Origin of the sequence: Nonomuraea sp. C10 (assembly GCF_008017515.1) — a bacterium.
GTDB classification, from domain to species: domain Bacteria; phylum Actinomycetota; class Actinomycetes; order Streptosporangiales; family Streptosporangiaceae; genus Nonomuraea; species Nonomuraea ferruginea.
Genome location: NZ_VPFF01000001.1, coordinates 1,894,649 through 1,914,180 on the forward strand (window position 1 = coordinate 1,894,649; position 19,532 = coordinate 1,914,180).

Here is a 19,532-nt window from a genome sequence, read left to right on the forward strand (position 1 = left end):
TCCTGACAGACGGTATGTGGGGCCACAATCTGTACATGGAGCCCCCAGTTCGTCTCGCCAGCACGGGAACGATCATCCACGGCGTGTCCGTCGGAGAGTTGCTGGGCGTGTCGACTCTCGCGGAGGCCCGGCTGATCGCGGGGGAGAGCGGTCTGGGCCGTATCGTGCAACGCCTCAACGTCATGGAGGTGCCCGACATCCTGGCCTGGGTGAAGCCGCACGAGCTGCTGCTCACCACCGGCTACCCGCTGCGCAACACGCCGCAGTCGCTCGGCCGCCTGGTCGCCGACCTGGACGAGCGCGGGCTGGCGGCGCTGGCCATCAAGCTCGGGCGGTACGTCGACGAGCTGCCGTCGGCGATGGCAGAGCAGGCGGACCGGCTCGGCTTCCCGCTCATCCTGCTGCCGAACGACGTCGGTTTCGACGACATCCTCAACCAGGTGCTCACCGACATCCTCAACCGGCAGGCGGCCGTGCTCGTCCGCGCCGAGGAGGCGCACCGGGCGCTGGTGCAGGTGGTGCTGGCCGGCGGCGGGCTGGACGAGGTCACCACGGAGGTGGCGGCGCTGCTGGACGTGTCGGTGGCCGCCGTCGACGGCCGCGGCCGGGTGCTGGCGTCGGCGGGCCCGCACGAGGCGGCGCTGCGCGAGTCCATCACCCGCGACTGGCCGCCCGGCGCAGCCGCGTCGCCCGGCGCCCGCACCGCGGTGTCGGTGCCGGTGATCGCGGGCGGGCACCACCACGGCCGGATCGTCGCCTACAGCCCGTCCGGGGACATCCGCGACAGCGACGTCGGCATCCTGGAACGGGCCGCCACCGTGGCCGCGCTCGCCGTCACCCGGCAGGAGGCGGTCAACGCGGTCGAGAGCAAGTACCGCGCCGACTTCCTGCGCGACGTGCTCACCGGCCGGGCCGGCTCCGCCGAGCGGGTGGTGGTCAGGGCGCGGGCGTTCGGCTGGGACCTGGAGCGGCCGGTGACCGTGCTGGTGGCCGAGCTCGACCCCGACGGCGACGAGCGCACCGCCCAGGACCGGCTGGTGACCTGCTGGACGGCCGCGATGCGCCGGCACGACCCGCGCGGCGCGGTGGCCGGCTTCTCCCACGAGGTGGTGGCCGTGGTGGACGCCTCGGTGGACGCCTCCCGCATCGCCAAGGACGCCGCCTCGGCCTTCGCCGACACGCCGCCCGTGACCTTTTCCACCGGCACCTCCCGCCCCAGCCGCGGCCCCGAGACGTTACCGGAGGCGTACTCGCAGGCGCTGAAGGCGGCCCGGGTGGGCCGCCAGCTGCACGGGCCCGGCGCCGTCGCGCACTTCGACCAGCTCGGCGTCTACCGGCTGCTGTCCCTGGTCAACGACACCGACGAACTGCACGCGTTCGTCCGGGAGACGCTCGGCCCGCTGGCCTCCGACGACGACGCCGAGAACGCCGACCTGCGCCGCACCCTGCAGGTCCTGCTGGAGACCAACCTCAACGTGGCCGAGACCGCCCGCCGGCTGCACTTCCACTACAACACGCTCCGCTACCGCATCGGGAAACTGGAGCGGCTGCTGGGCAACTTCACCGACGACCCGCACCTGCGGCTCAACCTGACCCTGGCCCTGCACGTGCTGAGGATGCGCGGCATCTAGGGTTGGCAGGCGTGGACTTCGAACTGCGCTCCGACTACATCCCGCTCTGCGACCTGCTGAAGTACTGCGGGGTCACCGAGACGGGCGGCCTGGCCAAGATGCTCGTCGCCGAAGGCATGGTGGAGGTGGACGGCGAGGTGGAGCTGCGCAAGACGGCCAAGATCCGCTCCGGCCAGGTCGTCACCGGTGAGGGCTTCACCATCCACGTCCACTGACGATCACCGGCCCCGCCGGGCAGAAGTGCGCAACGGGACCACTGGTCAACCGGGCAGATTTGGCAGATCATGCCCGTGTACCAGCGCGCCTGCTGGCCTAATGTGCCCGCAAGCAGCGGCCCGGTGAAAAGGGGTTCACATGGCATTCGGGTGGACCAAGCACGGCGACGGCAAGCATCTGGCACCAGGCGAGGTCGTGAGGCCGGACGAACGGCTGAGCTGGCCCCGCATGGTGGGGTTCGGCGCCCAGCACGTCGTGGCGATGTTCGGCGCCACGTTCGTCTTCCCCCTGGTGATGGGGCTCAGCCCGAACATGGCGATCATGATGTCCGGGGTCGCCACGATCCTGTTCCTGCTGATCGTCAAGGGGAAGGTGCCCAGCTACCTGGGCACGAGCGCCTCCTTCGTGGGCGGCGTGCTCGCGATCAGGGCGCTGTTCGGCGGCGACTCGCCCGAGGCCAGCTCCGTCGTGGTGGGCGCGATCCTGGTGGCCGGGTTCGTGCTGGCGCTGATCGGCCTCGCGGTCCACTTCCTCGGCGTCCAGGTCATCAACAAGATCTTCCCGCCGCCGGTCACCGGCGCGGTGGTCATGCTCATCGGGTTCGGGCTCGCGTTCGTGGTCGCGGACGTCTACTGGCCGCAGGACCAGTGGATGGCCCTGCTCACGATGCTGATCACGTTCGTCGTGGTGGTGGCGTTCAAGGGCTTCGTCGGCCGCGTCGCCATCCTCGTCGGCCTCGTCGCCGGCTACGTGCTCTCCTGGGCCGCCGACCGGGTCTTCGGCATGGTGCCCGCCTACGACGACGGCGCCGTGCAGGTCGCCGCGCACTTCCGGGTCGACCTCAGCGGGGTGGCCGAGGCCGACTGGTTCGGTCTGCCGCCCGTCACCTGGCCCAGCTTCCACACCTCGGCCGTGCTGCTGGTCCTGCCCGCCGTCATCGCGCTCGTCGCGGAGAACATCGGCCACGTCAAGGCCGTCGGCGAGATGACCAAGACGGACCTCGACCCGTACATGGGCCGGGCGATCGCCGCCGACGGCGTCGCCACCGTGGTCGCCAGCTCGGTCGGCGGCTCGCCGACCACCACCTACGCCGAGAACATCGGCGTCATGGCCGCCACGAAGGTCTACTCGACCGCCGCCTACTACATCGCCGGCGGCATCGCGATCCTGTTCGGCCTGATGCCCAAGTTCGGCGCGCTGGTCTCGGCCACCCCGTCCGGCGTGCTGGGCGGCATCACGGTCATCCTGTACGGGATGATCGGCCTGCTCGGCGCCAAGATCTGGATCGAGAACAGGGTGGATTTCGCCGACCCGGTGAACATGGTCCCGATCGGCGCGGGCATCATCCTGGCCATCGGACCGGTGAAGCAGTTGATCAGCAGCGACTTCAGGCTTGAGGGCATCGCGCTCGGCACCATCGTGGTGGTGGGCGGCTGGCACCTGCTCCGGGTCATCGCCCGCCGCACCCCCGAACCCGTCAGGATCGAGGCAGGGTGAAGCCGCCGCCGTTCGAGTACCACGCCCCCCGCGACCTCGGCGAGGCGCTGGAGATCCTGGCCGGGGCGGGGCCGCGTGGCAAGGTGCTCGCCGGCGGCCAGAGCCTCATCCCGATGCTCAACATGCGGATCGCCGCGCCGGACCACCTGGTCGACATCAACCGGCTCGGCGCGCTGAGCTCGATCGACGCGGGCCCCGGCGGGGTCACCGTGGGCGCGCTGGCCCGGCACGCCGAGGTGGAGCGGGCCGCCCCGCACCCGCTCATGGTCCAGGCGCTCCGGCTGGTGGCCCACCCGGTGATCCGCAACCGGGGCACCGTGGTGGGCAGCCTCGTGCACGCCGACCCGGCCGCCGAACTGCCCGCCGTGCTCGCCGTACTCGACGGCTCGGTGCGCCTGGCACGCCGCGCGCCCGGCGAGCCGTCGGCGTCCGGCCTGCCGGACGGGGTGGTGACCAGGGACGTGCCCGCGGGCGCGTTCTTCACCGGCCCCATGGAGTCGGCGGCCGAGCCGGGCGAGCTGGCCGTCTCCGCGTTCTTCCCCGCGCTGCCGCCGCGCACCGGCACCGCGTTCCGCGAGATCGCCAGGCGCCACGGCGACTACGCGCTCGCCGGGGTGTGCGCGGTGGTGACGCTCGACGAGGACCTGCACATCAGCGCCGCCCGGGTCGGCTGCGTCGGCGTCGGCCCCGTCCCGGTCGTGGTCGACGTGACCGAGGCCTGCGAACGCCGGCCCGCCGCGACCGTCCCCTGGCAGCGGGTCGCCGGGGCCGTACGGGAGCGTGCCGAGCCGGACGGCGACGTGCACGCCTCCGCGGCGTACCGGCTCCACCTGATCGGGGTGCTGGCCGAGCAGGCGGTCAAGGACGCGGCCAGGGAGGCGGCTGGATGAGCACCGGGACGGATTCGAGCCACGAGATCACCCTCGGCGTGAACGGCACCGCCCGCCGCGTGCGGGTGCCGGGCAGGCGGCTGCTGTCCGACTGCCTGCGCCACGACCTCGGCCTGACCGGCACCCACGTCGGCTGCGAGCACGGCGTGTGCGGCTGCTGCACGGTGCTGCTCGACGGCCGGCCGGTGCGCTCCTGCCTGATGCTGGCCGTCACCGCCGACGGGCACGAGATCACCACCGTGGAGGGGCTGGCCGGGCCGGACGGGATGTCGCCGGTGCAGCGGGCGTTCGGCGAGAGCCACGCCCTGCAGTGCGGCTTCTGCACGCCCGGCTTCCTCTGCACGGTGACGGCGCTGCTGGAGGAGAACCCCGCGCCGACCGACGAGGAGGTGCTGGAGGGCATCTCGGGAAACCTGTGCCGCTGCACCGGCTACCAGAACATCGTCAAGGCCGTCCACCGCGCCGCCGAGCTGAGGGCGGAGGAGTCATGACCACCAGGCTGTTCGGAGAGCCGGTGCAGCGCCGCGAGGACCCCCGGCTGCTCACCGGGCAGGGCCGCTTCCTCGACGACCTGGGCTCCGGCGCGCTGGCCGCCGCGTTCGTGCGCTCCCCGCACGCGCACGCCCGCATCCGCGACGTCGACGTCACCGCCGCGCTCGACGTCGACGGCCTGATCGCCATCTACACCTGGGAGGACCTGCCCGAGCGGGTCGGCCGGCCGCTGCCGCTGCTCATCCCGCACCCGGCGCTCACCCACGGCCGCACCGCCTACCCGCTGGCCAGGGAGACGGTGCGGCACGTCGGCGAGCCCGTCGTCATGGTCGTGGCCACCGACCGCTACCTCGCCGAGGACGCCTGCGGGCTCATCGAGGTCGACTACGAGCCGCTCAAGCCGGTCGTCGGCCTGGAGGACGCCGTGCAGAGCGGCCACCTCGTGCACGAGGACGTGCCCGGCAACATCGGCGCCCACCTGGTGCAGGAGGTGCCCTCCGCGTCCGGGCTGAGCGCGGGGGAGGCGATCGACGCCGCCCCGCACACCCTGTCGTTCCGGCTCGACATCGAGCGCAGCGCCAGCACCCCGCTCGAAGGCCGCGGCGTGTACGCCCGCTGGGACGGCGCCGACCTGCGCGTCTACTCCAGCACCCAGACCTCCACCAGCGTCCGCATGGCCATCGCGGCCGCGCTCGGCCTGCCGCTGACCAGCGTCGAGGTCATCGCGCCCGACGTGGGCGGCGGGTTCGGGGTGAAGATCGTGCACCCGTGGCCGGAGGAGATCCTGGTGCCGTGGGCCGCCATGCTGCTCGGCCGCGAGATCAAGTGGACCGAGGACCGGCGCGAGCACTTCATCTCCTCCGCCCACGAGCGCGGCCAGGTGCAGCACGTGCGGGTCGGCTTCGACGACGACGGCCGGGTGCTCGGCATGGACGTGCGCATCCTGCACGACCACGGCGCCTACACCCCGTACGGGATCATCGTGCCGATCATCACCTCCACCCAGCTGCTCGGGCCGTACAAGCTCGGCGCCTACCGGGTCGAGTTCTCCTCCGTCTACACCAACACCGTGCAGGTCACCCCGTACCGGGGCGCGGGCCGCCCGCAGGGCGTGTTCTGCATGGAGCGGACGATGGACAAGATCGCCCGCCATCTGGGCAGGGACCGCACCGAGGTGCGCGCCGCCAACTTCATCCAGCCCGACGAGTTCCCGTACGACCAGCGCATGACCTTCCAGGACGGCCGGCCGCTCATCTACGACAGCGGCGACTACCCCGAGATGCTCCGCCTGGTGAAGGAGCTGATCGGCTGGGACGACTTCGAGCCCGCGCCCAACCGGGGCATCGGCATCGGCTGCTACGTCGAGGGCACCGGCGTCGGCCCGTACGAGGGCGGGCACGTGCAGATCACCTCGGACGGGCGGGTGCACGTCTCCACCGGGCTCACCTCCCAGGGGCAGGGACACCAGACGGTGTTCGCCCAGATCGCCGCCACCGAGCTGGGCGTGCCGATCGAGCGGGTGTCCGTGGTCACCGGCGACACCCGCAGGTTCGGGTACGCGGTCGGCACGTTCGCCTCCCGGGCCGCGGTCATGAGCGGCAACGCGATCGCGCTCGCCTGCCGCAAGGTGCGCGAGAAGGCGCTGCGCATCGCCGCCGACGCGCTGGAGGCGAACCCGGCCGACCTGGAGATCACCGAAGGCATCGTGCACGTGGTCGGCGACCCGAAGGCGGCCGTCCCGCTGTCCACGGTCGCGGTGCTGGCCAACCCGCTGCGGTACGCGTTCGACGACGAGGCGGCCAAGGCCACCCAGTTCTCCGGCCAGTCGTCGGGCGGGGCCTCGCCCGACCGGCCGCCGGTCGCCGAGGGGGACGAGCCGGGGCTGGAGGGCCGCGACTACTACTCGCCGATCCGCTCCACCTTCGCCGCCGGCATGCACGCGGCCATCGTGGAGACCGACCCGCTCACGGCCGAGATCAAGGTCCTCAGGTACGCGGTCGTGCACGACTGCGGCAAGCTGATCAACCCGATGATCGTCGAGGGCCAGATCCACGGCGGGGTGGCGCAGGGCATCGGCGGCGCGCTCTACGAGCGGATGGTGTACGACTCGCACGGGCAGCTCGTCAACGCCTCCTTCATGGACTTCCTCATGCCGTACGCGACCGAGATCCCGCACGTCGAGACCGCCCACCTGGAGACCCCGTCGCCGCTCAACCCGCTGGGCATCAAGGGCGCGGGGGAGGCGGGGGTGATCCCGGTGTCGGCGGTCATCGCCTCGGCGATCGAGGACGCGGAGGGCGTCGACATCGACCGCATGCCGATCTCCCCGTCCGAGCTGTTCGACCTGCGCGGCTGATCGTCCGCCCATGGCAGGATCTGCGGCATGCGAACGGACCGGCCCGGCGCCGCCCCTGGCCCCCAGACCACAGCGGCAGAACAGGCGACCGGACACGCGGCCGGACAGGCGACCGGACACGCGGCCGGACAGGCGGCCGGACAGGCGGCCGGACACGGGGCCGGTCACGGGGCCGGACAGGCGGTAGAACAGGCGGTCGAGCTGCGGGTGCCCGGCGCCGGGCTGACTCGGTTCCCGGGCGACGCGGCCGGGGCGGCCCGCGTCCGGCTGGTCGACCTGGCCTGGAACGAGCTCACCGAGCTGCCCGCGTGGGCCGGGGAGCTGACCGAGCTGGAGGAGCTGCGCCTCGACGGCAACCGGCTGCGCGCGCTGCCCGACCTGTCGCCTCTGAAGGCCCTGCGCGCTCTCCACGCCGACGGCAACCGGCTCACCGAGGTCCCGCCCCTCCCGCCCGCCCTGGAGACCCTCTCCCTGTACGGGAACGCCGTCGAGCGGCTGCCGGACCGTCTCGGCGACCGGCTGCGCCACCTGTCCGTCGGCGGCAACCGGATCACCGGACTGCCCGCGGCGCTGTGGCGGCTGACCCGGCTGGAGACGCTCAACGTCGCCGAGAACGCGCTCACCGAGCTGCCGCCCGCCGTCGCCGGCCTCACGTCGCTGCGCATGCTCGACGTGGGCCACAACCGGCTCACGTCCCTCCCCGCGGAGCTAGGCGACCTGCCGCTCACCGACTACCTGTACGCGAGCGACAACCTGCTCACCGAGGTACCCGCCGCCATCGGCCGCCTGGACCGGCTCGCCTACCTCGGCCTCACCGACAACCGGCTGCGCGCCCTGCCCGAGAGCCTCGGCCGGATGGCCTCCCTGGTCGAGCTCAGGCTCTACGGCAACCGGCTGGAGTCGCTCCCGGCGGGCATCGGCGGCCTGCGCCGGCTCCGCGAGCTCCACCTGAGGGGCAACCGGCTGGGCGCCCTGCCCCCGTCCATCGCCGGGCTGGGCGAGCTGCGCGTGCTCGACCTGCGCGACAACGTCCTGCGCGAGCTGCCCGACCTGTCGCCGCTCACCCGGCTCACCCATCTCGACCTGCGCAACAACCGGCTGCGCCGCCTTCCGGCGCTGCCGCCCGCCCTGGAGAAGCTCGACCTGCGCTGGAACAAGCTCGACGACGAACCGCCCGCCCTGCGCGACCTGGCCGCCCGCGGCTGCGTCATCCTGCGTTGAACGGGTGAACCGTCCTCACGGATGCTGCGTATCTCGGCACATGACGACTTTTCCACGTCTGGCCGCGTTCGGGCTGCTGGCCGGGCTCCTCGTCGCATGCACCCCCGGCGGCGACGGCGACTACGTCGCCGCGGGCCAGAAGCAGGAGCAACTGCCGGCGCTCACCGTGGAGCAGCTCGCCGACAAGGTGGGCTGCGCCCCGCGCATCCAGGTCGACGCCTCCGACATCCGCACCGGCTACTGCAAGACGGACGACGGCGAGTTCTTCGTGAGCACCTTCGCCACGGAGGACGGCAAGGACGCCTGGATGGACCAGGCGCCCGAGTACAAGCCGCACCTCGTCGGCCCCAGGTGGACCGTGCTCGCCGACCTGGAGGTGCTGGAGGCCCTGCAGATCCCGCTCGACGGCGACCTGCATTTGAGCGACCACCGCGTCAGCCAGTCGCCCGCCCCCGGCGACGACGCCGGGACCGGCTACTGACCCGGCCGTGCCTCCGCGACCTGGACGGCCGGCCGGACCCGCTTCCTGAACACCCAGTACGTCCAGCCCTGGTAACCGAGCACGAACGGCAGCGCGATCAGGCCGATCCAGCTGAGCATCGTCAGCGTGTACGGGCCGGAGGCCGCCTCCGCCAGCGTCAGCCCCGGCAGCGGGGCGTGCCGCAGCTGGGCGAAGACCGCGACCGACACCAGCACGATCGTGGCCGCCATGGCCACGAACGCCCAGCCCTCGCGGCGCCGCCACACCAGCGCCGGTGCGGCGGCCAGCGCGGCCACCGCCGCGAGCGCCGGGATCGTGCCCATGCCCGACAGCGCCACCACGCCGATCGGCAGCGTCACCGCGCTCAGCGCGACCGCCGCCGACCTGGCCCGCTTGCGCACCGGGCCGTCCGTCTTGAGCGCCAGGAAGATCGCGCCGTGCAGCAGGCACACCGTCAGCGAGAACGCGCCGCCCAGCATCGCCGCCACCGCGCTCCCGTACAGGAGGTCGGCGAAGACCGTGCCCCACACGAACGCGGGCAGCGCGCTGCCGACCACGATGCCGAGGTCGCACCAGGCCGGGTTCTCGACCTTGCCGCGCCACTCCAGACCGACGCCGCGCACGATCAGGCCGACCAGGACCAGCAGCACCGGCAGGTAGAAGCCGCTGAACATGCCCGCGTACCAGGCGGGGAACGCGGCGAACATGGCGCCCACCGCGGTGATCAGCCACACTTCGTTGCCGTCCCACACGGGCCCGATCGTCTGCAGGCTCTGCCGCTGCTCCTCGCCGTCGCCGCTGACGAACGGCGCCAGCAGCCCCACGCCGAAGTCGAACCCCTCCAGGACGAAGTATCCCGTCCACAGGAAGGCGATGATGATGAACCACAGGTCGATCACGTCTGCTCCTCAGTACATCAGCGACGGCTGGCGCTTCTCGGCCGCGGGAGCGGGCTCGATCTCCTCGGGGCCCTTGCGTACGTGCCGGGCCAGCAGCACGATCTCGGCCACGGTGAGCGCGCCGTACAGCAGGGTGAAGATCGTCAGGGAGATCGCGACCTCGGCCAGGCTCACCCCGGGTGAGACGGAGGCCGCAGTGAGCAGCTCGCCCGCGACCGTCCACGGCTGGCGCCCGATCTCGCTCAGCAGCCAGCCGGCCGTCACCGCGAGCAGCGGCAGCGGGAGCGCCAGCAGGAACACCCGCGACAGCCAGGGCGGCATCGGCCTCCGGCGGCGGGTCAGCCAGAGCCCGAGCACGGACAGCCCGACGGTCGCCATGCCGAACCCGATCATCAGCCGGAACGACCAGAACACGATCGTCTGGTCCGGCCGGTAGTCGCCGGGGCCGAACTCCTGCTCGAAGCGCCGCTGCAGGTCCTCGGTACCCTGGACGACGGCGTCGGGGTCGTTCGTGGAAAGGAAGCTGAGCACCTTGGGGATCTCGATGCCGGGGGCGACCGTGAACGGCGCTCCGGCGGTGTCGCGTTCGAGCCCTTCGGCGGCGGCCAGCTTCATCGGCTGCTGCTCGTACATCAGCTTGGCGGACGTGTCGCCGGTGACCGCGACCAGCGCGCCCGCGACCGCCGTCATCACCAGCGCCGCCCTGGCGGCGCCGCGCCACATCTCCGCCCGGGTCCGCAGCAGCCAGTAGCCGCACACCGCCAGCACGAACCCGCCGGCCACCACGAACGCGGCGGCGACCACGTGCGGCACCTGCGCGAGCGCGGTCGAGTTGGTCAGCACCGCCCACAGGTCCGTCATCCTGGCCTTGCCGTCGACCACCTCGTAGCCGACCGGGTGCTTCATCCACGCGTTGGCGGCCAGGATGAAGTACGCCGACAGGTTGGAGGCGAGCGCCGCCGCCCAGATGCAGGCCAGGTGGAGCCGCTTCGGCAGCCGGTCCCACCCGAAGATCCACAACCCGATGAACGTGGACTCCAGGAAGAACGCCAGCAACGCCTCCAAGGCCAGCGGCGCGCCGAACACGTCACCGACGAACGTGGAGTACTCCGACCAGTTCATGCCGAACTGGAACTCCTGCACGATGCCGGTGACCACGCCCATCGCGAAGTTGATCACGAAGAGCTTGCCGAAGAACTTCGTCAGCCGCAGGTAGTGGTCCTTCCCGGTGCGGTGCCACGCGGTCTGCAGCCCGGCCACGAAGATGCCCAGGCCGATCGTCAGCGGCACGAACAGGAAGTGGTACACGGTGGTCACCCCGAACTGCCACCGTGCGAGATCAAGTGCGTCCATGTCCCCTCATCGGGTCAACGAGCTCTACGGCTTGTAGTACATCTACTTGAAGTAGTACTACACGCTGTAGAGCAATGTGGTGCGACCTTGGTCACACCGGCCCCCTTCAGCCCATCCCACGATGCCGTTCCGGCCCGTCCCGCCGCGTCACCCGCCGGGTGGATTCCCGCGTACACCGGGCGGTGGACCCGGCCACAGGGCGACGCGGGGACGTTGGGCAGGTGTTGCCCTTATCCCGGCGGGCGGTGGCTTTCTAGAGTGACGGTGTGAAAGTCGCAGGCAGCGCCGAGATCGGCGTCGAAAGAGACCGCGTGTGGGCAGCCCTGCAGGACCCGGCGGTCCTGGTGCGCACCATCCCCGGATGCGAGCGCCTGGAGGAGTGCGGGCCCGACACGTACCGGATGACCGTCAACGCCGGGGTGGCCTCGCTCAAAGGGGTCTACCAGGGCGAGGTGGCCCTCGCGGAACCGGCGGCCCCGGTGAGCTTCGTGCTGCGGGCGCGCGGCCAGGGCGCCCCTGGGACGGTGGACGCCACCGTCCTGGTACGGCTGAGCGAGATCGACGGCGGGACCCGGGTCGAGTACGACGCCGACGCGGTCATCGGAGGGATGATCGGCGGGGTGGGGCAGCGGATGCTGGGCTCGGTGGCCCGGAAGACGGCCGGCGAGTTCTTCGCCGCCGTCGAACGCCACCTGTGCACCCCAGCGGAAACCCTGCCTCCAGAAGAAGCCCTGGCCCCTGCGGGAACCCCGGCCGCGGTACCGGTCCCACGCCCCACCGCGGAAGGCCCCGGGCCTCTCCGGGAGCCCTCCGCCCTGACACCCGCGGCGAGCCGCCCCGCCGTCTACGAGCGCCCCCCGGTCGCGGAGAAGCGCCGTACGGAGACTCCGCCGTGGGTGATGCTGGCCGCCTTCGGCATGGGCGCCGGCGTCGCGCTCGGCAGCGCGGCCATCGGCTGGCTCTTCGGCCGAGCCCGCCGCTGACCGGCCCGGGCGGTTCCGGAGGAGGCGAGCCTGGTGCGGGGGCGCCTCCTTCGAACCCCGTCCTTTCGTATGCGCGCCCTCCTCGGCCATGTGACGCCGTGAAAGGCGGATCGCGCGTCGGGGAGTGGGTGGTGGACGAGAAGGCGGCGGCCGTCCGCGTTCGAGGAAGGCGGGCTCGGCAGGGCAGGGGCGCGCCCTCAGGGGATGCGGGAAACGACCAGGTCAGAGCCTCTCGCGGAAAAGGATCTCCGGGCGTAGCGTGGCAATATGCGGCAGGCTCATGCTGAAGACGCGCGAACCGAGGCCCGGCGGGTTGTCCGCAACCTGCTGGGCGAGGACCACCCCACCGCCGACGCGCTGATCGCCGCAGCCCGGCCGGTCATCGGCGACGAGCGTTGCGACCGGTGCGTCGGGCTGGCGCTGGGCGCGTCCCTGACGCGGCGCTCGGCCGAGCTGGCCGCGCTCGCCGCCCTCCTGGTCGGCACCCGCGAGCTGGGCGAGCAGTGGTGGACCCGGCCCAGGGGCGGCAAGCTGCCCGCGCCCGACGAGGTGCTGCACACAGCGGTGGCGATCGAGCCGTGGACGGACCTGACCGCCCTGGAGATGCTGGCCGCCTGGATCTCCGACGACGCCGCCGACGAGCTGTGGGGCAGGCCCGTCGCCCAGGTCGACCTGAACTCCTGGCAGGCGGAGGACCGGTTCGGCCTGCCGCCGGGGGTGCGGCCGGGGCAGCGGCTGGTGGTGCACTTCGACGCCGGCGGCCGCCTCGACGCGGTGGTGACGCGCAGGACTGACGACAACCTGGGCTCCAACCTGGACTTCCACTCGCTGCGCTACTCACGCCCCGCCGAGGCGCAGTGGAGCTGGGGGGTGGCCGCCGGTCTCGGGCCGCACCGGCTTCCGGGGGAGAAGCCCGACCCGTACGCGCGCCGCGTGGACGCTTACGCGGCCCGCGTCCTGCGCGCCTGGGCGCTCAGGCATGGCGCCACCGACCAGCAGCTCGGCGAGCGCTGGGAGACCGTCGGCGACGTGGTGGCCGCGATCGAGCGGGTCGACTGGATGTGGCGCAGCGGCGAGTGGTTCGGCTGGTGGCGCGGCGCGTCGGCGCTGGTGGACGACTCCGCGTACCTTCCCTACCGGCTGGAGGAGCTGGCCGCGGGCTGACCCGGCCCTTGCCCGCGGCTGAACCGGCGGACCGGAATGGACCGCTGTGCCAAGTCGTTGTCAAGAAACATGAAGGTTGAGATTTTCTCCGACGTGGTCTGCCCGTGGTGCTACGTCGGCCATGCCCGCTTCGCCCGCGCCGCGCAGGCGTTCCGCGACAAGGGCGGGTCCATCGAGGTCACCATGCGCCCCTTCCAGCTGAACCCGGACGCGTCCACCGAGGGTGAGCCGTTGCTGCCCGCGCTGGAGCGCAAGTTCGGCGCCGGCGTGGCGCAGATGACCTCCAGGGTGACGGACGTGGCCGCGGAGGAAGGGCTCGACCTCCGATTCGACCGGGCGATCAGTACCGGCACGCTGGAGGCGCACCGGCTCGTCGAGGTCGCCACCGGCCAGGGCCTGGGCGAGGAGATGGCCGACCGGCTGTTCCGCGCGCACTTCACCGACGGACTGAACGTCGGCGACGCCGGGGTGCTCGCCGAGCTCGCCGCCGAGGCGGGCGTGCGCGACACCGGAGAGGGCGCCGCCGAGGTGCGCGAGCAGATCGGCCGCGCCAGGCGGCTGGGCATCACGGGTGTGCCGCTGTTCCTGTTCGAAGGGCAGTTCGCGGTGTCCGGCGCGCAGCCGTACGAGACGATGACGGCCGCGATCGACGAGGTGGCCGACCGCATCGGCGAGACCCCGATCCAGCAGCTCGCCGCCCCCGCCGACGGCTGCGACGACGGCTACTGCGCCGTCTGAGGAGCCGTCTGAACCGTCCCGCCCCCGACGCCGGTGCCCTCGCCGAGCAGCCCCGCCCGGTGATGGCGGCGGCACAGCACCTGGTAACGCACCGGCGAGGCGTCGGTGTCCCCGATCACCACCTGTTCCCCCGTACGCGCCATCTCCCCGCCCACCACGCGCGCGTTGAGCTGCCCCGGCCGCCCGCACCAGCACAGCACCTCGACCTGCAGCCGGCACACCTCGTCGGCCAGCTCGAACAGCCGCCGCGAGGCCGGGAACAGCACCGAGCGGAAGTCGGAGGCCAGCCCGAACGCGTACACGTCGACGCCGTGCCCGTCGACCAGGTCGGCGAGCTGCTCGATCTGCTCCACCGTGTAGAAGCACGCCTCGTCGCAGATCAGGTAGTCGATCCGGTCGTGCCCGCGCACCAGCTCCACCAGGTCCATCGAGTCCACCACCTCGACGGCCTCCAGGCCCAGGCCGATCCTGCTGGTGACCCTGGGCTCGCCCGACCGGTCGTGCTTGGTCAGCACCAGCCCTCTCCTGCCCTGACGGCCGTGGTTGTAGTTCATCTGCAGGGCCAGGGTGGACTTCCCACAGTCCATCGGCCCGAAGTAGAACTTGAGCACGGCATCACGTGGCGCATGGGGTGCAGGAGACAACGCGGACAGTTCGGTCACGGGGTGCCACCTTAGCGCTTGGCTTGTTCCCTGACCTCATGGGAGATTTCTCCTCTGGAGTATCAGGAGGAAAATCTAGTGGTCACAGATAAACCCCCCACGCTCGACGCCATGATGACGCCGGACGACCTCACCGCCGCCCAGGCCGACGCGGCGCGCTGGCGGTACGGCTTCTACGTGGTGCTGACGGGCATCGTGGCGACCCTCGTCGCGTTCGGCGCGGCCGTGTACGCCACCGGGGAGTCGGCCGCCCTGTTCGCCGGCGTGGCGGGCGTGGTCGGCACCATCATCGGGGCGTACTTCGGCGTGCAGGCGGGCCAGTCGGGTAAGGCCAGGGTGGAGGCCGAACTCGGCAGGACCCAGGAGCTCGTGGTCAGGCTGGCGGCCTACGTCGGCACCGACAACGCGCCCCGGGTCATCGACGAAGTGCTCGGCAAGCGCCGAAGCTGAGGAGCCATGCGTAGCGTCCGAATCGGAGTCGACACCGGCGGCACCTTCACCGACGTCGTGGCGGTGGACGAGGAGACCGGTGAGATCGTCACCACCAAGACCCCCTCGACCCCCGCGAACCCCGCCGACGGGTTCATCGCCGGCATCGAGAAGCTCGGCGAGCTGGATGTCGCCGGCATCGTGCACGGCACCACCGTGGCCACCAACCAGCTGCTCGAGGACCGCATCGCCGGCCTCGGGCTGATCACCACCGAGGGCTTCGAGTACATCCTGGAGATCGGCCGGCAGAGCGTGCCCGACGGCTACGGCAACTCCTACTTCTGGGTCAAGCCGTCCCGCATCGTGCCCGTCCACCTGGTCAAGACCGTCGGCGGCCGGCTCGACCACCAGGGCGGCGAAGTGCGCCCCTTCGACGAGACCCAGGCCGTCGAGGTCGCCCGCTGGTACCGTTCCCGCGGCATCACCACGCTCGGCGTCTGCTTCCTCCACTCCTACGCCAACCCCGAACACGAGCGGCGCATGCGCGAGGTCCTGGCCCGCGAGTTCCCCGAGGCGGTCGTGTCGCTCTCCAGCGACGTGCTGCGCGAGTACCGCGAGTACGAGCGGGCCGTCACCACGCTGGTCGACGCCGCGGTCAAGCCCGGCATGCGGGCCTACATCGCCAACCTGTCCAGCCGCCTGGGCCGCCCGTTCTCGGTGATGAAGTCCAACGGCGGCGTGCTGTCGGCCCGCGAGGTCGTCAACCAGCCCATCACCACCGTCCTGTCCGGCCCCGCCGCGGGCGCGCTCGGCGCGGCGCTGATCGCCGCCACCGCCGGCCACCGGAGCGTGATCACCCTGGACGGCGGCGGCACCTCCACCGACGTGACCGTGGTCGTCGACGGCGACCCGTCCGTCACCACGGAGGGCAGCGTCGGCCGCTTCCCGTGCAAGATCCCGATGATCGACATCGTCACCGTCGGCGCGGGCGGCGGCTCGATCGCGTGGATCTCGCCCGAGGGCACGCTCAAGGTCGGCCCCCGCTCGGCCGGCGCGGACCCCGGCCCGATCTGCTACCGCCGCGGCGGCACCGAGGTGACCGTCACCGACGCCCACGTCTACCTGCGCCGCATCCCTCCGCACCTGCTCGGCGGCGAGATCCCGCTCGACTACGACGCCGCCAGGATGGCCGTCGAGGCGCTGGCCGACAAGCTCGACCTCACCCCCGAGCGGACCGCCGCCGGCATCCTGGAGATCAGCGCGTTCAACCAGAGCAACGCGATCCGCCAGCTCACCGTCAAGCGCGGGCTGGACGTGCGCGACTTCCCGCTGGTGACGTTCGGCGGGTCCGGGCCGCTGCTGGCCTGCCGGCTCATCGACATCCTCGACCTGCCCGCGGTGATCGTCCCGCCCGAGCCCGGCAACGTCTCCGCGTTCGGCCTGCTCACCGTCGACGTCAAGAACGACTACGTGCGCACGTACGTCACCCGCGACCTCGCGCTGAACAAGGCCGCGCAGATCTTCGGCGAGCTGGAGAGCCAGGCCGCCGACGAGCTCGAACGCGAGGGCTTCGACGAGCCCGTCTTCGCGCGCAGCGCCGACCTGCGCTACTACGGGCAGGCGTACGAGGTCCGGGTGCCCGCCCCGGCCGGCCCCCTCGACGAGGACTGGCTGCGCGAGGTCACCGGCCGCTTCCACGACGCGCACGAGAAGCTGTACGGCTACGCCTACCGCGACGACCCACGCCACGCCGTCGAATGGGTCAACCTGCGCGTCTCCGGCATCGGGCCGATCAACCGGCCGGTGATCCGGCGCGACCCGTACCCGAAGACCGAGCCCGTCGAGGCGAGCCGGCGCGTGATCTTCGACGAGCCGCACGACACCCCGATCCTCCAGCGCGCCGCGCTGGAGGCCGGCGCCGTCGTCCACGGCCCGGCCGTCATCGAGGAGTACGGCTCCACCATCCCCCTGCACCCCGGGTTCACCGCCACGGTGGACGAATACGGCAACGTGGAGATCCGTCGTGACTGACCCGATCCTCATCGAGATCGTCGAGGGCACCCTCGCCTCCGTGGAGAAGGAGGTCGAGACCGCCATCGCGCGCACCGCCCGGTCGCCCATGATCCGCGACGCGCACGACTTCCGCGCCGGCATCCACGACAGGAAGATGCGCAAGCTGACCGGCCGCTCCTACAGCGCGCTCGTCCAGCCGGTCGTCCGCGACTTCCCGATCGAGACGATGAAGCCCGGCGACGTCTACTTCCACAACGACGTCTACCTGTCCGAAGGCGGCATCGGCCACCTGCCCGACCTGTGCGTCACCGTGCCCGTCTTCCACCGCGACGAGGTGGTGGCGTTCGTGCAGGCGTTCGGTCACCACGACGACATCGGCGGCGCGGTGCCGGGCTCGATGCCGTCGCACGCCCGGTCGGCGTTCGAGGAAGGGCTGATGGTCCCGCCGATCAAGCTGTGGGACCAGGGCGTGCCCAACGAGGCCGCGCTGCGCATCATGACCCGCAACTCCCGCATGCCCGACTCTCTCGCCGGCGACCTGGACGCGGAGTGCTCCGCCTGCCTCATGGGCGCGCGGCGGCTGGGCGAGCTGTTCGACCGGTACGGGCGCGACGAGGTGGAGGCGTGCTTCGACGCCATCATCGGCAAGACCACCGAGACGTTCCGGCGCGAGCTGCTGTCCAAGATCCCCGAGGGCACCTACGTCTGGGAGGACTACGCCGAGCACGACGGCGTCGACGAGCCCCGCCTGCACACCCAGCGCATCACCCTCACGGTCGACCACGCCGCGGACGCGCCGCTCACCATCGACTTCACCGGCACCTCACCGCAGGCCAAGGGGCCGATCAACCACGCGGGCGACTACGCCGACGGCGTCTTCCTCAAGAAGTGGCTCGCGCCCATCCTGCGCAACCTGGCCGACACGCCCGAGCGGATGGCCGAGCTCGACGTCAACGAGGGCGTCGTGCCGCTCATCAAGATGGTCTTCCCGGAGAAGGGCACCCTGCTCACCCCGGTCTTCCCCGCGCCCACCAACGCCCGCACGTTCGTCATCCTGCGCCTGCTCGGCGTGCTGGCGGGCGTGCTGGCCAAGGCCACCGGCGGGCGGATGCCGGCCGACCAGGAGACGATCCGCTACACGGGCGTGTACGGCACGGACGCCGGCGGGCAGCCCTACCTGATGCGGGAGGTGCTCGGCGGCGGCTCCGGCGGGCGCTGGTACGCCGACGGCGAGGACACCATCCACGTCGTCCCGGACTCGCGCAACATCCCGGTCGAGTTCGCCGAGGCCCGCTGGCCCTTCAGGGTCGAACGCCTCGGCCTGGCCTGCGACTCGGGCGGGCCCGGCATGTTCCGCGGCGGCCTCGGCTACGACAAGCACATCCGGATGCTGCGCGACGCCTCCTACATGTCGATCGCCGACCGTTCCATCCTGTCCTGCTGGGGCGTCAACGGCGGCCTCGCCGGGCGGCCGTTCCGCGTGGAGATCGCGGGCAAGGAGATGGAAGGCCTGGTCGACGACCACCCGGTCCAGGCGGGCGAGACCATCCGCATCCGCACCACGGGCGGCGGCGGCTGGGGCTCCCCGTACGACCGCGACCCCCGCGCGGTGGCGGCCGACGTCCGCGACGGCAAGGTCTCGATCGCCGGCGCGCTCGGCGACTACGGCGTCGTCCTCGACGGCGACCGCATCGACGAGCAGGGCACCGCCGAACTCCGCGCCCGCCTCCGCCCTCCGGCCGACCGCTTCTTCGACCGCGGCCCCGGCTACCCGAAACTGTCCGGCGGCCGCACCTTCGCGGAGGTAGACGAACTGTAAGAAGACAATCACCGTACGTGATCGCCGGGGATAACATGACCCCTCATGAACCCCCCGTTCTCCGCCTATGTCGATGAGTCGATGCGGTTGTCCCACGGCCTCTACCTGATGGCCGCGGTGCTCGTCCCGCCGGCGCAGGCGGACTTCCACCGAGCCGCGCTGCGCGGGCTGCTCCTGCGTCGCCAGCGGCGGCTGCACTGGCGCGACGAGAACGCCAAGCGGCGGACTCTCATCATCGAGACGGTCGCCGGCCTGCGGCCGTCCGCGCTCGTCGTCGTGGGGACGGGCCTCGACGCCAGGCGGCAGGAGCGGGGCCGCCGCAAGTGCATGGAACACCTGCTCTTGGAGCTCGGCCGGCGGCCGGTGACGGAGATCTTCTTCGAGTCACGCGGCCCCTGGCTGGACGCGGCCGACCGCAAGCTGATCGACATCCTGCGTACCCGTCATGCCATCAGCCCGAGGTTGCGCGCCTTGTGGGCGCCGGCCGTGGAGGAGCCTCTGACGTGGCTGCCCGACGTGGTGGCGGGAGCGGCGTCGCTGGCCGCCTCGGGGGAGGCCGAGCTCTGGGAAGGGCTCGGCGCGGGGGCGGAGATGGTCTTCGTGGCGGCCGGCTGAGCCCGGACAGCGCAAAGCCCGGGCTCCTGTCGTCCGGCAGTCCACCCGGGCTCACTTCCGGCCCATCAGCGAT

General features: G+C 71.9%; 18 protein-coding genes. 15 read left to right on the forward strand and 3 right to left on the reverse strand.

Going from position 1 to position 19,532, the window contains the following annotated elements:
- Positions 1–35 precede the first annotated feature (35 nt).
- From FR742_RS08475 to FR742_RS08510, 8 genes are all read left to right on the forward strand, one after another.
- Entirely contained in the window at positions 36–1,631 is a 1,596-nt protein-coding gene (locus FR742_RS08475; protein WP_148030436.1) for a PucR family transcriptional regulator, read from the forward strand.
- An 11-nt stretch (positions 1,632–1,642) separates the two neighbouring features.
- The gene (locus FR742_RS08480) at positions 1,643–1,846 is read left to right on the forward strand and encodes an RNA-binding S4 domain-containing protein (protein ID WP_148030437.1); all 204 of its coding nucleotides are present in this window, start codon (positions 1,643–1,645) and stop codon (positions 1,844–1,846) included.
- Between the two features lie 139 nt (positions 1,847–1,985).
- Complete coding sequence (locus tag FR742_RS08485) at positions 1,986–3,344, forward strand: uracil-xanthine permease family protein (RefSeq protein WP_148030438.1); 1,359 nt, start codon at positions 1,986–1,988, stop codon at positions 3,342–3,344.
- The gene (locus tag FR742_RS08490) at positions 3,341–4,234 is read left to right on the forward strand and encodes a xanthine dehydrogenase family protein subunit M (RefSeq protein ID WP_148030439.1); all 894 of its coding nucleotides are present in this window, start codon (positions 3,341–3,343) and stop codon (positions 4,232–4,234) included. The genes FR742_RS08485 and FR742_RS08490 overlap by 4 nt, the downstream gene beginning before the upstream one ends.
- The gene (locus FR742_RS08495; RefSeq protein ID WP_148030440.1) at positions 4,231–4,725 is read left to right on the forward strand and encodes a (2Fe-2S)-binding protein; all 495 of its coding nucleotides are present in this window, start codon (positions 4,231–4,233) and stop codon (positions 4,723–4,725) included. Before FR742_RS08490 ends, FR742_RS08495 begins: the two co-directional genes overlap by 4 nt.
- Positions 4,722–7,082, forward strand: a complete 2,361-nt coding sequence (cutA, locus tag FR742_RS08500; protein WP_148030441.1) for an aerobic carbon-monoxide dehydrogenase large subunit — start codon at positions 4,722–4,724, stop codon at positions 7,080–7,082. Before FR742_RS08495 ends, cutA begins: the two co-directional genes overlap by 4 nt.
- A 27-nt stretch (positions 7,083–7,109) precedes the next feature.
- Positions 7,110–8,303, forward strand: a complete 1,194-nt coding sequence (locus FR742_RS08505; RefSeq protein ID WP_148030442.1) for a leucine-rich repeat domain-containing protein — start codon at positions 7,110–7,112, stop codon at positions 8,301–8,303.
- Positions 8,304–8,343: 40 nt separating this feature from the next.
- Positions 8,344–8,784 carry a hypothetical protein gene (locus FR742_RS08510; protein ID WP_148030443.1) on the forward strand — a complete coding sequence of 147 codons (441 nt, stop codon included), beginning with the start codon at positions 8,344–8,346 and terminating at the stop codon, positions 8,782–8,784.
- On the opposite strand, the gene cydB is transcribed toward FR742_RS08510, so the two are convergent.
- Positions 8,778–9,683: a cytochrome d ubiquinol oxidase subunit II gene (gene cydB, locus FR742_RS08515; RefSeq protein ID WP_148030444.1), complete on the reverse strand. Its 906-nt coding sequence runs from the start codon at positions 9,681–9,683 to the stop codon at positions 8,778–8,780. The genes FR742_RS08510 and cydB overlap by 7 nt on opposite strands.
- A 9-nt stretch (positions 9,684–9,692) precedes the next feature.
- A complete protein-coding gene (locus FR742_RS08520) occupies positions 9,693–11,036 on the reverse strand; it encodes a cytochrome ubiquinol oxidase subunit I (protein WP_148030445.1) in 1,344 nt (447 codons plus the stop codon).
- Positions 11,037–11,302: 266 nt separating this feature from the next.
- Here FR742_RS08520 and FR742_RS08525 point away from each other — a divergent pair, with 266 nt between their 5' ends.
- From FR742_RS08525 to FR742_RS08535, 3 genes are all read left to right on the forward strand, one after another.
- Entirely contained in the window at positions 11,303–12,019 is a 717-nt protein-coding gene (locus tag FR742_RS08525; protein ID WP_148030446.1) for a carbon monoxide dehydrogenase subunit G, read from the forward strand.
- A gap of 267 nt (positions 12,020–12,286) precedes the next feature.
- On the forward strand, positions 12,287–13,183 hold the full coding sequence (locus tag FR742_RS08530; protein WP_148030447.1) for a hypothetical protein: 897 nt from the start codon (positions 12,287–12,289) through the stop codon (positions 13,181–13,183).
- A gap of 69 nt (positions 13,184–13,252) precedes the next feature.
- A complete protein-coding gene (locus tag FR742_RS08535) occupies positions 13,253–13,921 on the forward strand; it encodes a DsbA family protein (protein ID WP_148030448.1) in 669 nt (222 codons plus the stop codon).
- Here the strand turns inward: FR742_RS08535 and FR742_RS08540 are convergent.
- On the reverse strand, positions 13,906–14,583 hold the full coding sequence (locus FR742_RS08540) for a thymidine kinase (protein ID WP_261808415.1): 678 nt from the start codon (positions 14,581–14,583) through the stop codon (positions 13,906–13,908). The genes FR742_RS08535 and FR742_RS08540 overlap by 16 nt on opposite strands.
- Before the next feature lie 111 nt (positions 14,584–14,694).
- On the opposite strand from FR742_RS08540, the gene FR742_RS08545 reads away from it, so the two are divergent.
- Genes FR742_RS08545 through FR742_RS08560 form a run of 4 tightly spaced genes read left to right on the forward strand, consistent with a single transcriptional unit; the run spans position 14,695 to position 19,459 of the window.
- Positions 14,695–15,033 carry a hypothetical protein gene (locus FR742_RS08545; protein WP_246639159.1) on the forward strand — a complete coding sequence of 113 codons (339 nt, stop codon included), beginning with the start codon at positions 14,695–14,697 and terminating at the stop codon, positions 15,031–15,033.
- A 6-nt stretch (positions 15,034–15,039) separates the two neighbouring features.
- Positions 15,040–17,043, forward strand: coding sequence for a hydantoinase/oxoprolinase family protein (locus FR742_RS08550; protein WP_148030450.1), 2,004 nt, complete (start codon positions 15,040–15,042; stop codon positions 17,041–17,043).
- Positions 17,036–18,844 carry a hydantoinase B/oxoprolinase family protein gene (locus FR742_RS08555; protein ID WP_148030451.1) on the forward strand — a complete coding sequence of 603 codons (1,809 nt, stop codon included), beginning with the start codon at positions 17,036–17,038 and terminating at the stop codon, positions 18,842–18,844. The genes FR742_RS08550 and FR742_RS08555 overlap by 8 nt, the downstream gene beginning before the upstream one ends.
- Before the next feature lie 45 nt (positions 18,845–18,889).
- Complete coding sequence (locus tag FR742_RS08560) at positions 18,890–19,459, forward strand: hypothetical protein (RefSeq protein ID WP_148030452.1); 570 nt, start codon at positions 18,890–18,892, stop codon at positions 19,457–19,459.
- The last annotated feature ends 73 nt before the right edge of the window (positions 19,460–19,532 follow it).